The sequence below is a fragment of the Pseudomonas sp. GW822-FHT03F04 genome (genome assembly GCF_058801405.1).
Map to the genome: position 1 here is coordinate 158,666 of NZ_JBXANF010000008.1, position 15,349 is coordinate 174,014.

General features: G+C 61.4%; 11 protein-coding genes. 2 read left to right on the plus strand and 9 right to left on the minus strand.

Annotated elements, in window-relative coordinates:
• Positions 1-81 precede the first annotated feature (81 nt).
• The 9 genes from AC1RMX_RS20150 to leuC all read right to left on the minus strand — a co-directional run bounded on the left by AC1RMX_RS20150 (position 82) and on the right by leuC (position 10,930).
• On the minus strand, positions 82-696 hold the full coding sequence (locus AC1RMX_RS20150) for a phosphoribosylanthranilate isomerase (RefSeq protein ID WP_096821201.1): 615 nt from the start codon (positions 694-696) through the stop codon (positions 82-84).
• Positions 697-760: 64 nt separating this feature from the next.
• Positions 761-1,585 (minus strand): tRNA pseudouridine(38-40) synthase TruA, encoded by an 825-nt coding sequence (gene truA, locus AC1RMX_RS20155; RefSeq protein WP_176504866.1) that lies wholly within the window; start codon positions 1,583-1,585, stop codon positions 761-763.
• Between the two features lie 151 nt (positions 1,586-1,736).
• The gene (locus AC1RMX_RS20160; protein ID WP_493072833.1) at positions 1,737-4,388 is read right to left on the minus strand and encodes a motility hub landmark protein FimV; all 2,652 of its coding nucleotides are present in this window, start codon (positions 4,386-4,388) and stop codon (positions 1,737-1,739) included.
• Between the two features lie 209 nt (positions 4,389-4,597).
• Entirely contained in the window at positions 4,598-5,608 is a 1,011-nt protein-coding gene (locus tag AC1RMX_RS20165; RefSeq protein ID WP_493072835.1) for an aspartate-semialdehyde dehydrogenase, read from the minus strand.
• 113 nt (positions 5,609-5,721) lie between these two features.
• Positions 5,722-6,834, minus strand: a complete 1,113-nt coding sequence (gene asd, locus AC1RMX_RS20170; RefSeq protein WP_064363920.1) for an aspartate-semialdehyde dehydrogenase — start codon at positions 6,832-6,834, stop codon at positions 5,722-5,724.
• Between the two features lie 66 nt (positions 6,835-6,900).
• On the minus strand, positions 6,901-7,983 hold the full coding sequence (gene leuB / locus AC1RMX_RS20175) for a 3-isopropylmalate dehydrogenase (RefSeq protein ID WP_085732478.1): 1,083 nt from the start codon (positions 7,981-7,983) through the stop codon (positions 6,901-6,903).
• 69 nt (positions 7,984-8,052) lie between these two features.
• Positions 8,053-8,820, minus strand: coding sequence for a class I SAM-dependent methyltransferase (locus tag AC1RMX_RS20180; RefSeq protein WP_011333352.1), 768 nt, complete (start codon positions 8,818-8,820; stop codon positions 8,053-8,055).
• A 36-nt stretch (positions 8,821-8,856) separates the two neighbouring features.
• The gene (gene leuD, locus AC1RMX_RS20185) at positions 8,857-9,501 is read right to left on the minus strand and encodes a 3-isopropylmalate dehydratase small subunit (RefSeq protein WP_096821195.1); all 645 of its coding nucleotides are present in this window, start codon (positions 9,499-9,501) and stop codon (positions 8,857-8,859) included.
• Between the two features lie 10 nt (positions 9,502-9,511).
• On the minus strand, positions 9,512-10,930 hold the full coding sequence (gene leuC / locus AC1RMX_RS20190; RefSeq protein ID WP_096821194.1) for a 3-isopropylmalate dehydratase large subunit: 1,419 nt from the start codon (positions 10,928-10,930) through the stop codon (positions 9,512-9,514).
• A gap of 140 nt (positions 10,931-11,070) precedes the next feature.
• On the opposite strand from leuC, the gene AC1RMX_RS20195 reads away from it, so the two are divergent.
• Together AC1RMX_RS20195 and AC1RMX_RS20200 are read left to right on the plus strand one after the other, a co-directional pair.
• Positions 11,071-11,961, plus strand: coding sequence for a LysR family transcriptional regulator (locus AC1RMX_RS20195; protein WP_096821193.1), 891 nt, complete (start codon positions 11,071-11,073; stop codon positions 11,959-11,961).
• Positions 11,962-12,029: 68 nt separating this feature from the next.
• The gene (locus tag AC1RMX_RS20200) at positions 12,030-15,308 is read left to right on the plus strand and encodes a PAS domain S-box protein (protein WP_493072837.1); all 3,279 of its coding nucleotides are present in this window, start codon (positions 12,030-12,032) and stop codon (positions 15,306-15,308) included.
• The last annotated feature ends 41 nt before the right edge of the window (positions 15,309-15,349 follow it).

The following is a 15,349-nucleotide window of genomic DNA, read 5'->3' on the forward strand; positions in this document are numbered from 1 at the left end:
ACTGACCTGCGTACAACCCGAAAAGACCCTCAGCCTCTTTTCTACAGAGCTGTGGACGGCGGCAGTCTGCCAGCCGTCACATCAACGTACGGCGTTGATGAACGCCCGAATCTTTGCGTGATCCTTGATGCCCTTGCTCGCCTCTACCCCACCGCTGACATCCACCGCGTATGGCCGCACCCGGGCAACGGCATCGGCGACGTTCTCCGGTGTCAGCCCGCCGGCCAGAATCAACGGTTTGCTCAAACCCTGCGGAATCAATGACCAGTCGAACGCCTCGCCGGTTCCACCGGGCACGCCCTCAACATACGTATCGAGCAGCACGCCACTGGCGCTCGGGTAGGCATCGCAGGCGGCGGCGATGTCATCGCCCGCCTTGACCCGCAGGGCCTTGATATAAGGCCGGTGCCAGCCTTCGCAGTCGGCGACGGATTCATCACCGTGAAATTGCAGTAGATCCAGCGGCACGGCATCGAGGATTTCCCCGAGCTCGCAGCGACTGGCATTGACGAACAGCCCGACCGTGGTCACGAACGGCGGCAATGCAGCGATGATCGCGCGCGCCTGCTGAACGGTTACCGCCCGTGGACTCTTAGCGTAGAACACAAACCCGATGGCATCGGCCCCGGCCTCGACGGCTGCCAACGCATCTTCTATGCGGGTAATCCCGCAAATCTTGCTGCGAACGGCCGACATGTCGATAAAAACCTCAGGGCAAATCCGGGAAAGTCCCGGATGGTAACAAATGCATTCGAGGGCGTCAGCCGTCAAGTTCCGAGAAACCCGTAAGGAAATGTGGCCCGATGAAACGCTCGGGCATCGGGAACTCGTCGTGGTACTCGACCTGCACCAGATACAGCCCGAACGGATGCGCCGTGACACCGCCGGAGCGCCGCTCGCGACTCTCCAGCACTTCCTTCATCCACTCCGGCGAGCGCTCGCCGGCACCGATCGTCATCAACACCCCGGCGATGTTGCGCACCATGTGGTGCAGGAAAGCGTTGGCGCGGATGTCCAGCACGATCATTTTGCCGTGACGGGTCACGCGCAAGTGATGCATCTTCTTGATCGGCGATTTCGCCTGGCACTGGCCGGCACGGAACGCGCTGAAATCATGGGTACCGATCAGGTACTGCGCAGCCTCGGCCATGCGCTCCACGTCCAGCGGACGGTGATTCCAGGTGATTTCTTCATTGAGATGCGCCGGGCGGATCTGATCGTTGTAGATCACGTAGCGGTAACGCCGGGCAATGGCCTTGAATCGCGCATGAAAGTGCGCCGGCATGACCTTCGCCCAGCTGACACTGATGTCATGGGGCAAATTGATGTTGGCGCCCATGACCCAGGCTTTCAGCGAACGATCGACCTGGGTGTCGAAATGCACGACTTGCCCGCAGGCATGCACGCCGGCGTCCGTGCGCCCGGCGCATTGCAGCGAGATCGGCGAATTGGCGACCTTCGACAAGGCTTTTTCCAGGGTTTCCTGCACGGTGAGCACGCCTGTGGACTGGCGCTGCCAGCCGCTGTAGCGCGAACCCTTGTATTCAACGCCCAGTGCGACGCGGAAAAAGCCTTCGGGGGCCATTTCGGCGGCCGGGTTATCTATGTTTGCCAAGTCGGGACAGCCTGCTGATCTACAAAGGCGGGCATTATAAGGCGGCGAACCGGGGATACCAGACCCAAACAAAAACGGCAGCCTCGAAGGGCTGCCGTTTTATTTACCGCTGAACGCTGACTCAGGCCAGATGCGAAAGCATTTCCTTCGCTTCGTTCTTCTGCTTGTCGTCACCTTCGCTGAGCACTTCCTTGAGGATGTCGCGCGCGCCGTCGTTGTCGCCCATGTCGATGTAGGCCTGCGCCAGATCGAGTTTGGTGGCAGCTTCGTCGGTGCCAGCGAGGAAGTCAAAGTCATCCTCACCCAGATCGCCACCCAACGCAGCATCGGCCTCAGTGAAGCTTGGCTCGTTGATGCTGCCCGACAGACGATCCAGTTCAGCGTTGACGTCATCCAGCTCGGCCGCGAATGCATCCGGCTCGGCCGGCGCGGCATCCATTTCGTCAGCCAGAGACAGGTCGAAATCGGCTGGCAGTTCCAGATCATCCAGTGGAGGCTCGACCACAACCGGCGGCTCGACCGGCGCAAGATCCTTCACGCCTTCGTCCAGATCCAGCAGGAAGTCGTCGTCAGCCAGTTCAACCGGCACAGGCGCAGGATCGGCACCCAGATCCAGATCCAGGTCGAAGTCAGACAGATCGTCGAGGTTTTCCTTGATCTCGGTCTGCTGCTGCAGAACCGACTCGAAGCTCAGATCGTCATCCGCCGGGAACTCGTCCAGCTCAACCGGCGCTTCAGGCTCGACAGCCGCCACCGGTGCAACAGGCTCCACCGGTGTGATGTTGTCGAGATCATCCAGGCTCAGGTCGAAAGCGCTGTCCAGATCGTCTTCCGCGGCAGCAGGCGCTTCAGGCACTTCAGGCTCGTCGAGCAGCAGGTCCTTGACGTATTCCGCGTCCAGCTCAGCAGCAATGGCAGCAGCGGCCAGACCGCTCGCCGCAACAACCGCCATGGCAGGGAAGCGGCTTTTCAGCTCTTCGACCTTGGCAAAGTTATCGCCGTTGGCGACCAGTTGACGCTCCTGACCGACGAAGGCATCGCGATCACCCTGGCGACCGTAGACTTCCATCAGCTTCAGACGCAGGTCACTGCGCTGCGGCTCCAGGCTGACGCCCTCTTCCAGCAATGCGGCGGCCTGATTCAGACGACCGCCGTCGATGTGCGACTGCGCCTTGTCCAGCACGTCGTCGGAACGCTCGGCCGCCGGGGCCACCAGCGGCGCGGCGATCGGCTCGGCCATCACGACCGGAGCCACCACCGCAGCGGCAACAGGCGCCGCTGCTGGTGCAGGCGTGAGTTTGACGCTCGCTGCCGGCACTTCCAGGCCTTCGAAGCTGCTTTCCGGCAGATCGAGTTCAGGCGCGAACGATTGCTCCTCCAGTGCCCGAGCCATGCGCAGGTGCTTTTCAGCTTCCTGCTGAGCCTTGCGGCGGCGAGCCAGCAGCAACAACAGAAGCAACAGCACCACCGCACCACCGCCCACCAGACCCAGCAGGATCGGGTTGGTCAGCAGTTCGTTGAAGGTTTTCTCGTCATCGGCGGCAGGCTTCGGCTCGACTACCGGCTCAACCGGTGCTGGCGCAACGGCTTCCGGCGCAGGCGCGACAGGTGCAGCTTCTGCCGGGGTGGCGGGTGGCGTGGCGGCCAGTTCGGCGGTGATCGCCGGAACCGGGGCAACCGCAGGTGCGGCGGCTGCGGGAGCCGGCGCAGTGGCGGAACCTTCGGCCTGCAACTTCGCCAGTTGATTGTTCTTCAGTTCGATCAGGCGTTGCAGCTTGTCCAGCTGACTTTGCAGATCGGTCATGCGGCTTTTCAGTTCCGCATTGTCACGACGGGTCGTGTCGAGGCTTTCCTGGGTCACCGCCAGTTTGTTGCTCAAGGCCTTGGCGTCGCCGGCCGGGCCCTTGCCGCGACCCTTGGCACCTTCAGCCGAGACCAGGCTCAGGTTGTCCTTGGCATTCTTGGCAGGACCGGTGTTGGCGCGGCCACGGTTGGTTGCATCAAGCTGTTGCTGACCGGTGCCTGGCTTGGCCACATAACGACGACCCTGACGCCAGGCCTCGTTCTGCGCGGCCACTTCGGCAATGGCTTTGGATTGCGGCAGCGCGGTGCTTTGCACCTCATCCGGCAGACGCAGCACCTGACCGGTTTTCAAGCGGTTGATGTTGCCGCCGATGAACGCATCCGGGTTCAGGGCCTGAATCGCCAGCATGGTCTGCTGGACCGAACCGCCAGTACGCGCCTTCGCTGCGATTTCCCACAGGGTGTCGCGTGGCGTGGTGGTATGGGTCGAATGTGTTGCACCCGTGGTCGGCGCGGTGATGGTTTGCGTCGGCGCCGGTTGAGCGGCGGCATCGGCTGTCTGCGGCGAGAACTTCGACGGATCCAGCAGCACGCTGTAATCGCGCAGCAGTCGACCGTTAGGCCACATCACCTGCACGAGGAATTTCACCATCGGTTCCGACAGCGGTTTGCTCGAGGTAATACGCAGCACGCTTTTGCCGCTGGCGTTGAGCACCGGGGTGAAAGTCAGATCATTGAGGAAGGCCTGGCGATCGACACCGGCCTTGGCGAAATCTTCCGGCGAGGCCAGGCTCGGTACCACTTCGGCAGCGGTCAGATCCTTGACATCGAGCAGCTCGATTTCCGCCACCAGCGGCTGGTTCAGGGTCGACTTCAGGGTCAGCTCCCCGAGCCCGAGGGCATGCGCCATACCGGAGGACAGCGCCGAGGCGGCCGCTATTGCTAACACCAGTTTGCGAACTTGAACCATAGCCTCTTCCTTTGTTTGAACGTTCCTCGGCCAGCGAGAAGATGTTGATTGTCGCTGCCGTAAGGCATTGCGCGCGACGACGACAGCATGCCGCGCGCGATCATTTCTTTGATGCCCCGGAAAGTCCCGGAGGGTGTTACGTCATCAAGTGATCTGGCCAAGCATAGCGCCCGGCTAGAATCAGTCGACAAATTGTTGCCAAGTATCTTTTACAGCAGGCCTTTTATCAACAACTCGGCCACTTGCACCGCGTTGAGGGCCGCACCTTTGCGTACGTTATCTGACGTCAGCCACAGATTTAGTTCCGACGGCTCGTCGACACCGCTACGCACCCGTCCGACATAGACCACGTCCTGGCCCACCGCGTCACCGACGGCGGTCGGATAATCACCGGCTTCAACCAGTTCGATGCCGTCAGCGGCTTCAAGGGCGGCATTGACCTTTTCCAGGTCGACCGTGCTCGCTGACTGCAAGGTCACGCTAAAGCTATCGCCAAAAAACACCGGGGCTTGAACGCAAGTTGCGGAAATCTTTAATAAAGGCTTGGCCAGCACCTGACGCAGTTCGCGCACCAGACGTTTTTCCAGCAGCGTGTGGCCTTGAGCGTCAGGCGTACCGACCTGAGCCAGCAAGTTGAAAGCCATCTGCCGGTCGAAGAATGTCGGCTCCAGCGGACGCATGTTCAGCAACTCGGCGGTCTGGCGAGCCAGCTCGGTCACCGCTTCGCGGCCTTGGGCGGAGACAGCCAGATTGGCGGTGACATGCACATATTGCAGCTCGATCAAATCGAGCAGCGGTGCCAACACCACAGCCAGCGTCGTGGCCGACGGGCTTGGGCTGCTGACCTGGAACGGCATTTTCAAACCAGCCAGCACCTCGGCATTGGCTTCCGGCACCACTTGCGGCGCCTGATCCGCCGGCAACGCGCCGGACAGATCGACCAGCGAGCAACCCGCCGCGTGAGCGCGAGCGGCGTAACTCAGGGTGATGGCCGGGCCGGCGGCGAAGAACGCCAGCTTGACCTTGCTGAAATCGAACTCGTCGACTTCGCGCACTCTTACGTTCTTGTTGCGAAACAGCACCGAGCTGCCGGCGGATTCGCTGCTGGCCAACAGGTGCAAGGTGCCGACCGGAAAGTCGCGCTCTTCGAGAATCTGCACAAGGGTTTCGCCGACAGTACCGGTGGCGCCGATCACGGCAATATCAAGGGTCTGGGTCATGGTGCTGCCTCTGGCGAAACGGGGGGAGCGGCACTTTACCGGGTGGCCGCCATGCAGGCAAAAAAAAACCCGCGCCTCTTGCAAGGCGCGGGTTCTTTCATCGCGTCACGCGATCAACGCTCAAGCAGGATCCGCAGCATGCGACGCAGCGGTTCGGCCGCACCCCACAGCAGTTGGTCGCCGACGGTGAAGGCACCGACGAACTGCGAACCCATGTTCAGCTTGCGCAGACGACCGACCGGTACGTTCAGGGTGCCGGTGACTTTCGTCGGGCTCAGCTCCTGCATGCTGATTTCGCGCTGGTTTGGCACCAGTTTGACCCAAGGGTTGTGCTGGCTGATCAGCCCTTCGATGTCGGCGATCGGCACGTCTTTGTTCAGCTTGATGGTCAGCGCCTGGCTGTGGCAACGCATGGCGCCGATGCGCACGCAGATACCGTCGACCGGGATCGGGCTCTTGAAGCGACCGAGGATCTTGTTGGTCTCGGCCTGGGCCTTCCACTCTTCGCGGCTCTGGCCGTTCGGCAGTTCCTTGTCGATCCACGGGATCAGGCTGCCGGCCAGCGGTACGCCGAAGTTTTCGGTCGGGTACGCGTCGCTGCGCATGGCTTCGGCCACACGGCGGTCGATGTCGAGGATCGCGCTGGCCGGATCAGCCAGTTGATCGGCGACAGCGGCGTGGGTCGCGCCCATCTGCTTGATCAGTTCACGCATGTTCTGCGCGCCGGCACCGGAGGCCGCCTGATAGGTCATGGCGCTCATCCACTCGACCAGACCGGCCTCGAACAGACCGCCCAGGCCCATCAGCATCAGGCTGACGGTGCAGTTGCCGCCGATGTAGTTCTTGGTGCCCGCGTCGAGCTGCTGGTCGATGACCTTGCGGTTGACCGGGTCGAGGATGATGACGGCGTCGTCGTTCATCCGCAGGCTCGAGGCCGCGTCGATCCAGTAACCCTGCCAGCCGGCTTCGCGCAGCTTCGGGAACACTTCGCTGGTGTAGTCGCCGCCCTGGCAGGTCAGGATCACGTCGAGGGTCTTCAGCTCATCAATGCTGTAAGCGTCCTTGAGCGGAGCAATGTCCTTGCCCACGGACGGGCCTTGGCCACCGACGTTGGAAGTGGTGAAAAACACCGGCTCGATAAGATCGAAATCCTGCTCTTCCAGCATCCGCTGCATGAGCACGGAACCGACCATGCCGCGCCAACCGATCAGACCTACACGTTTCATCGCAACTACACCTTCTTGAAAAGTGGGCCGCTGCTTTGTCTTGAATTTCGCAGCGGGCCCGAGAGATTACAGATTCCGCAGCGCGGCGACTACTGCGTCACCCATTTCCTGCGTACCGACTTTAGTGCAACCGGTCGAAAAGATGTCGCCGGTACGCAGCCCTTGATCCAGCACCACGCTGACCGCTTTCTCGATGGCATCGGCCGCTTCGTGCAGATTGAAGCTGTAACGCAGCATCATCGACACCGACAGGATGGTCGCCAGCGGGTTGGCAATGCCTTTGCCCGCGATGTCCGGCGCCGAACCGTGGCAAGGCTCGTACATGCCCTTGTTGTTGGCGTCCAGCGAAGCCGACGGCAGCATGCCGATGGAGCCGGTGAGCATCGACGCTTCGTCGGACAGGATGTCGCCGAACATGTTGTCGGTGACGATCACGTCGAACTGCTTCGGTGCACGCACCAGTTGCATGGCGGCGTTGTCGACGTACATGTGGCTCAGTTCGACTTCAGGGTAATCCTTGGCCACCTGCTCGACCACTTCACGCCACAGTTGGCTGGAAGCCAGCACGTTGGCCTTGTCCACCGAGCACAGCTTTTTGCCACGAACCATGGCCATGTCAAAACCGACGCGGGCGATGCGGCGGATTTCGCTTTCGCTGTACGGCAGTGTGTCGTAGGACTGACGCTCGCCGTTTTCCAGGGTACGGGTGCCACGCGGCGCGCCGAAGTAGATACCGCCGGTCAGCTCACGGACGATCAGGATGTCCAGGCCGGCAACGATTTCCGGTTTCAGGCTCGAAGCGTCAGCCAGTTGCGGGTACAGGATCGCCGGGCGCAGGTTGCCGAACAGGCCCAGTTGCGCACGGATTTTCAGCAGGCCGCGCTCAGGGCGGATGTCACGCTCGATGGTGTCCCATTTCGGACCGCCCACGGCGCCCAGCAGCACGGCGTCGGCAGCGCGAGCGCGGTCGAGGGTTTCGTCGGCCAGCGGTACGCCGTGCTTGTCGATGGCCGCGCCACCGATCACGTCATGGCTCAGCTCGAAGCCCAGGCTGTACTTGTCGTTGGCCAGCTCCAGCACCTTGACCGCTTCGGCCATGATTTCCGGACCAATACCGTCGCCTGGGAGAATCAGAATCTGCTTGCTCATGCTTTCCTCGTGTCTTCAGTCGGTGCGCCATCGACAGGCGCGCCCGGAAAAATACTTATCGTTCCAAGATTACTTTTCAGCCCAGAGCACCAGTACATCTGTACTGAACGAACCATCGGCCTCAATCTCAAAATATTCGCGCACTTCGTTGCCCATCGACTGCTGCAACTGGCGGATCGCGGCGCGCATCACTTCAGGTGTGCGCATGCGCTCGACCCAGCTGTTGTACTCCAGACGCAGGCGCTGACGCGTGGTGCTGCGGGTGTGCAGACCGGCCTCGCTGACCTGGCGCAGCCACTCACCGGCAGAATAATCGCGTACATGACTGGTGTCGCGCAGCACTTCGACGCTCTGCAGATAGGTGTCGAACAACGGGCTGCCCGGCGACAGCACATCGATGAACGCCGCCACGCCACCCGGTTTCAGCACCCGACGCACTTCGCGCAGCGCAACGCCGAGATCACTCCAGTGGTGCGCCGAGTAACGGCTGAACACGAAATCGAACTCGCCATCGGCGAACGGCAGACGCTCGGCGGCGCCGTTGACCGTGGACACATTGCTCAAGCCGCGATCAACGGCAGCGGCGGCCACCACGTCGAGCATCTGCTGCGACAGGTCGTAGGCCACCACTTCTTTCACCAGCGAAGCGACGTGAAAACTCACGTGCCCGGCACCGCAACCCAGGTCCAGCACCCGAGCCTCACCCTGCCCCGCCAGCTCAGCCTGTAGCAGCGCAAATTCAGTGCCTTGAGCGTGAACGGCGCTGCTCAGGTAGGCGGCGGCCTGTTCACCGAATTGCTTTTGTACAACCTGACTGTGCTGGGCGGTGCTGGTCATGAGTACTTCCTTTGTTGGGGTTTCAACCTTTCTAATTCACGCGTCGCGGAACAACCACGGCTGACTGGCGCGATGCTTGCCTTCAAACGCCGCGATCGCATCGCCGTCCTGCAAGGTCAGGCCGATGTCGTCCAGACCGTTGAGCAGGCAGTGCTTGCGGAACGCGTCGATCTCGAAGCGGTACACCTTGCCGTTCGGGCTGGTCACGGTCTGTTCGTGCAGATCGATCTGCAACTGATAGCCCGGCGCGGCCTCGACCTGTTTGAACAGTTCGTCGACTTCGGCATCGCTCAAGATGATCGGCAGCAAGCCGTTCTTGAAGCTGTTGTTGAAGAAGATGTCGGCGTAGCTCGGCGCGATGATGCTGCGGAAACCGTATTCTTCCAGCGCCCATGGCGCGTGTTCACGGCTGGAGCCGCAACCGAAGTTTTCGCGGGCCAGCAACACGCTGGCGCCTTGATAACGCTCGGCGTTGAGCACGAATTCCTTGTTCAGCGGACGCTTGGAGTTGTCCTGATACGGTTGACCGACATCCAGGTAACGCCACTCGTCGAACAGGTTCGGGCCGAAACCGGTGCGCTTGATCGACTTCAGAAACTGCTTCGGGATGATCTGGTCGGTGTCGACGTTGGCACGATCCAGAGGTGCGACAAGGCCAGTGTGCTGGGTAAAAGCTTTCATGCTGCGCTCCTCAGATCAATTCACGAACGTCGATGAAACGACCGTTCACCGCCGCCGCAGCGGCCATGGCCGGGCTGACGAGGTGGGTACGGCCACCGGCGCCCTGACGGCCTTCGAAGTTACGGTTGGACGTCGAGGCGCAATGCTCGCCGGACTCCAAACGGTCCGGGTTCATCGCCAAGCACATCGAGCAACCCGGCTCACGCCATTCGAAACCGGCTTCGAGGAAGATCTTGTCCAGACCTTCGGCCTCAGCCTGCGCCTTCACCAGACCCGAACCCGGCACCACGATGGCCTGCTTGATGGTCGAAGCAACCTTGCGGCCCTTGGCGATCACCGCAGCAGCGCGTAAATCTTCGATGCGCGAGTTGGTGCAGGAACCGATGAATACGCGGTCGAGCTGAATGTCGGTGATCGCCTGATTGGCGGTCAAACCCATGTATTTCAAGGCGCGGACGATCGAGTCGCGCTTGACCAGATCCATCTCTTTAGCCGGGTCCGGCACGTTCTGATCAACGGCCAACACCATTTCCGGCGATGTGCCCCAGCTGACTTGCGGCTTGATCTGCGCAGCGTCGAGTTCGACCACGGTGTCGAAATGCGCGTCGGCGTCGGACACCAGGTCTTTCCAGGATTCGACGGCCAGATCCCACTCGGCGCCTTTCGGTGCGAACGGACGGCCCTTGACGTAATCCACAGTCTTTTGGTCCGCCGCCACCAGACCTACGCGGGCACCGGCTTCAATGGACATGTTGCAAATGGTCATGCGGCCTTCGACGGACAAGTCACGGATGGCGCTGCCGGCAAATTCGATGGCGTGGCCGTTACCGCCGGCGGTGCCGATCTTGCCGATGACGGCGAGGACGATGTCTTTGGCGGTCACGCCGAACGGCAATTGGCCTTCGACGCGCACCAGCATGTTCTTCATTTTCTTGGCGACCAGGCACTGAGTGGCGAGCACGTGCTCGACTTCGGAGGTGCCGATACCGTGCGCCAAGGCACCGAACGCGCCGTGGGTCGAGGTGTGCGAGTCGCCGCAAACGACGGTCATGCCCGGCAAGGTCGCGCCCTGCTCCGGGCTGATCACGTGGACGATGCCCTGACGGACGTCGTTCATCTTGAATTCGACGATGCCGTATTCATCGCAGTTGTCGTCGAGGGTCTGAACCTGCAAACGCGAGACCTGGTCGGCAATGGCCGCGATGCCGCCCTTGCGCTCCGGGGTGGTCGGTACGTTGTGGTCCGGGGTCGCGATATTGGCATCGATGCGCCATGGCTTGCGCCCGGCCAGACGCAGGCCTTCGAAGGCTTGCGGCGAAGTCACTTCATGGATGATGTGACGATCGATGTAGATCAGCGCCGAACCATCGTCGCGCTGCTTGACCAAATGCGAATCCCAGAGCTTGTCGTAGAGCGTTTTGCCGGCCATCAGACGTTTCCTCATCAGCTTGTTTCTATGCCCTGGGCTTATCAATAACCCTTTGGCTTGTGAGGCCGATCCTATGGGGTTAGATTGAATAACTCAAATTCATATTTTTTATGCTTTGGATAACCAACTGGAATACGAACATGGATCTGGCCAACCTCAATGCTTTTATCGCCATCGCCGAGTCCGGAAGCTTCTCCGGCGCCGGTGAACGCCTGCACCTGACGCAACCGGCGATCAGCAAACGCATCGCCGGACTGGAGCAGCAACTGAATGTGCGGCTGTTCGACCGACTGGGCCGCGAAGTGGGCCTGACCGAGGCCGGGCGGGCCTTGCTGCCACGGGCTTATCAGATTCTCAACGTGCTCGATGACACGCGCCGCGCCCTGACCAACCTGACCGGCGAAGTGACCGGTCGTCTGACCCTGGCCACCAGTCACCACATCGGCCTGCACCGTTTGCCCCCCTTATTAAGGGAGTACACCCGCCGTTACCCGCAGGTGGCGCTGGATATTCAGTTCCTCGATTCGGAAGTGGCCTACGAGGAAATTCTCCATGGCCGCGCAGAACTGGCAGTCATCACCCTGGCGCCGGAGCCACACACACTGGTCAAGGCCACGCCGGTCTGGGATGACCCACTGGATTTCGTGGTCGCCCCGGAACACACATTGATCAGCAACGGCGCTGTCACATTGGCGGACATTGCCGGCCATCCGGCGGTTTTCCCCGGCGGCAACACCTTTACCCACCATATTGTCCAACGTCTGTTCGAGGCACAGGGGCTGACGCCGAACATCGCCATGAGCACTAACTACCTGGAAACCATCAAGATGATGGTGTCGATTGGCCTGGCGTGGAGCGTTTTGCCGCGCACCATGCTCGATGAACAGGTGGCGCGCATACCTTTGCCGGGCATACAGCTCAGTCGCCAGCTAGGCTATATCCTGCACACCGAACGGACGCTGTCGAATGCTGCACGGGCGTTTATGGCCCTGCTGGACGCTCAAATCGATCTGCCAGGGAATCACGGCTGACTTGTGCTACTCCTATAGAGCTGCCGTCCCTGTGCCTAATGCCCAAATCAGCTCAAGGCCCCTTAACAATGCCGAAATCTGTTGACCGTATTCCGCCGATGCCGCGTATTCAGGCCATTGATCCACGGCGTTCCGAGCAGAGCTGGGAGAGCGCGCCGCAATTGCTCGCGGCGCTCAATGGCGCCCGACTCGGCGCCTGGTATTGGGACATCGAACGCGGGCAGATCAGTTGGTCGCGGGGCACTCAGGCCTTGTTCGGCTTCGATCCACGGCAGCCGTTGCCCGAAGATCTGGAATACCTCGACCTGCTGCCGCCGGAAGACCGGGCGAAAACCGTTCGCGCCTTCCACGCGGTCATCGCCGGCGCGCCGCTGGAACAGGCGATGCACCACCGCATCCGCTGGCCCGATGGCAGCCTGCACTGGCTGGAGATCAATGGCAGCCTGCTGCCGGACAAGCATGGCCGGCCCCGAATGATCGGGGTGATCCGTGAAATCACCCACCAGCGGCAACGGGAACAGGCCCTCAGCAGTTCGGAGAAACGTTTCGCCACACTGTTTCATCTGTGCCCGAACATGGTGCTGCTGACCCGCCAGGAAGACGGCCTGATCAGCGAGGCCAACCAGTATTTCGAAAGTCTGTTCGGCTGGCCGGTGCAAAGTGCGATCGGGCGCACCACCCTGGAATTGGGCCTGTGGGTGCATCCCGAGCAACGGGCGGAGCTGGTCAAGAAGACCAAGGCCAAGGGCGAGCTGATCAGCATGGAAGTGCAGTTCCGCGCCAGCAATGGTCAAGTCCATGACGGCATCCTCAGTGCACAAAAGGTCGAACTTGAAGGCCAGCCTTATCTATTGAGCACCTTTCTCGACACCACTGAGCGCAAAGCCGCCGAACACGCGCTCAAGGACAGCCAGGAACGCCTCGATCTGGCACTGGACTCTGCCCAGCTCGGCACCTGGGACTGGCACATTCCCAGCGGCATGCTCTACGGCTCGGCCCGCGCCGCGCAATTGCACGGGCTGGAGCCGATTCCGTTTCACGAATCTTTTGACGAATTCTTCGAAGGCGTGCCCGGCGAGGAACGCGACAGCATGCGCGATGCCTACCGCAGCCTGCGCGAAGGCCCGGCGGGCAACTATCAACTTACGTATCGCGTGCAACTGCCGGACGGCAGCTCACGTTATCTGGAAAGCCGCGCCCGCCTCTATCGCGATGAAAACGGCGCGCCGCTGCGCATGGCGGGCACCCTGCTGGACATCACCGATCAGGTCGAACGCGAGCAACGGCTGGTGGCTTCGGAAGAGAAGTTCGCCACGCTGTTCCAGGTCAGCCCCGACCCGATCTGCGTGACCCGCCAGGAAACCGGGGAGTTCATCGAGATCAACTCCAGTTTCACCCAGACTTTCGGCTGGAGCGCCACTGACGTCATCGGCCATACCGCCGAAGAAATCGGCCTGTGGGACGCCTCGGCGAAAAGCCTGCAACGCATCGAACGGGTGATCCGCGAACAGGGCCTGAGCAATGTCGCGATCATCGTCCAGCACAAGGACGGCCAGTCGCTGACCTGTGTGATTTCCAGCCGCCAGATCAGCGTCGGCAACCAGCCGTGCATCGTCACCACGCTGCGCGACATCACCCAGCAACAGCGCTCGGAAGCGGCGCTCAAGGCCAGTGAAGAGAAGTTCGCCAAAGCGTTTCACTCCAGCCCCGACGCCATCACCATTACCGAACGCGACACCGGGCGTTATCTGGAAGTCAACGACGGCTTCTGTCGCCTGACCGGTTATCGCGCCGACGAAGTGGTGGGCAAAACCGTGTATCAGGTCGGCATCTGGGCCGAGGAAAAACAGCGCTCGGGGCTGCTCGCAGAGCTACAGATCAAGGGCCGCGTGCACCATCAGGAAATGCTCGGGCGCAACAAGCGCGGGGAATTGCTGACGGTGGAAGTGTCGGTCGAACCGATCACGCTCAACGAAACCGCCTGCCTGCTGATGACCGCCCGGGACGTCAGCCTGCTGAAGAACGCCGAAGCGCAGATCCGTCATCTGGCCTATCACGACCCGCTGACCAACCTGCCCAACCGCGCGCTGCTGATGGATCGCCTGAGCCAGCAGATCGCCCTGCTCAAACGCCACAACCTACGCGGCGCGCTGCTGTTTCTCGATCTGGATCACTTCAAGCACATCAACGACTCGCTCGGCCATCCGGTCGGCGATACGGTGCTGAAAATCATCACCGCGCGCCTTGAGGCCAGCGTGCGCATGGAAGACACCGTGGCGAGGCTCGGTGGCGATGAATTCGTGGTGTTGCTCAGCGGCCTGGAAGGCACCCGCAACGAAGTCAGCGGCCAGGTGCGTGAACTGGCCGACACCATTCGTGAATTGCTGTCCGAACCGATGTTCCTCGACGGCCAGCGCCTGCAAGTGACGCCGAGCATTGGCGTCGCACTGATTCCCGATCACGGCTCGACCCCGACCGACCTGCTCAAGCGCGCGGACATTGCGCTGTATCGAGCCAAGGATTCCGGGCGCAACACCACGCAGATGTACCACAACACCATGCAGAAAGCGGCCAGCGAGCGGCTGCGCATGGAGACCGATCTGCGCCTGGCGCTGTCCCGTGGCGAATTCAACGTGCATTTCCAGCCGCAAGTGGACGCCCGGGACAATCGCATCATCGGCGCCGAAGCGCTGGTGCGCTGGAATCACCCGGAGCTCGGTGCGCAATCACCCACCGAGTTCATCAAGGTCCTGGAGGACAGCGGGCTGATCCTTGAGGTCGGCACCTGGATCCTCGATGAAGCCTGCGATGCCTTCAAACAACTGATCGCCGAAGGCCTGATCGATCCTCTGGCATTCAGCCTGTGCGTGAACATCAGCCCCCGGCAGTTCCGCCAGAACGATTTCGTCGAACGCATCGAACACAGCATGACCAGCCACGGCCTGCCCTGCTCGCTGCTGAAACTGGAAATCACCGAAGGCATCGTCATCCAGAACCTGGAAGACACCATCAGCAAGATGCGCCGCCTGAAAAAACTCGGCGTGAGCTTCGCCATGGACGACTTCGGCACTGGCTATTCATCACTGACCTACCTGAAACGCCTGCCGGTGGACACGCTGAAGATCGATCAATCCTTCATCCGCGACGCCACCAGCGACCCCAACGACGCCGAGATCATTCGCGCCATCGTCGCCATGGCCCGCAGCCTGGAACTGGAAGTGATCGCCGAAGGCGTGGAGACCCCGGAGCAACTGGAGTTCCTGCAAGGGCTGGGTTGCCATTTGTATCAGGGGTATCTGCACAGTCGGCCGGTGGCGCTGGAGGTATTGAAAGGCTTGCTGGATTGACCGGGACGCGTGCGGTTGCTGACCGCAGGCATCGACGTCAG

What these genes read in the sequence shown, in the direction of transcription:
- AC1RMX_RS20150 (WP_096821201.1), bottom strand. Translation starts at nt 696, where the DNA reads ATGTCGGCCGTTCGCAGCAAGATTTGCGGGATTACCCGCATAGAAGAT.
- truA (WP_176504866.1), bottom strand. Translation starts at nt 1,585, where the DNA reads ATGGCCCCCGAAGGCTTTTTCCGCGTCGCACTGGGCGTTGAATACAAG.
- AC1RMX_RS20160 (WP_493072833.1), bottom strand. Translation starts at nt 4,388, where the DNA reads ATGGTTCAAGTTCGCAAACTGGTGTTAGCAATAGCGGCCGCCTCGGCG.
- AC1RMX_RS20165 (WP_493072835.1), bottom strand. Translation starts at nt 5,608, where the DNA reads ATGACCCAGACCCTTGATATTGCCGTGATCGGCGCCACCGGTACTGTC.
- asd (WP_064363920.1), bottom strand. Translation starts at nt 6,834, where the DNA reads ATGAAACGTGTAGGTCTGATCGGTTGGCGCGGCATGGTCGGTTCCGTG.
- leuB (WP_085732478.1), bottom strand. Translation starts at nt 7,983, where the DNA reads ATGAGCAAGCAGATTCTGATTCTCCCAGGCGACGGTATTGGTCCGGAA.
- AC1RMX_RS20180 (WP_011333352.1), bottom strand. Translation starts at nt 8,820, where the DNA reads ATGACCAGCACCGCCCAGCACAGTCAGGTTGTACAAAAGCAATTCGGT.
- leuD (WP_096821195.1), bottom strand. Translation starts at nt 9,501, where the DNA reads ATGAAAGCTTTTACCCAGCACACTGGCCTTGTCGCACCTCTGGATCGT.
- leuC (WP_096821194.1), bottom strand. Translation starts at nt 10,930, where the DNA reads ATGGCCGGCAAAACGCTCTACGACAAGCTCTGGGATTCGCATTTGGTC.
- AC1RMX_RS20195 (WP_096821193.1), top strand. Translation starts at nt 11,071, where the DNA reads ATGGATCTGGCCAACCTCAATGCTTTTATCGCCATCGCCGAGTCCGGA.
- AC1RMX_RS20200 (WP_493072837.1), top strand. Translation starts at nt 12,030, where the DNA reads ATGCCGAAATCTGTTGACCGTATTCCGCCGATGCCGCGTATTCAGGCC.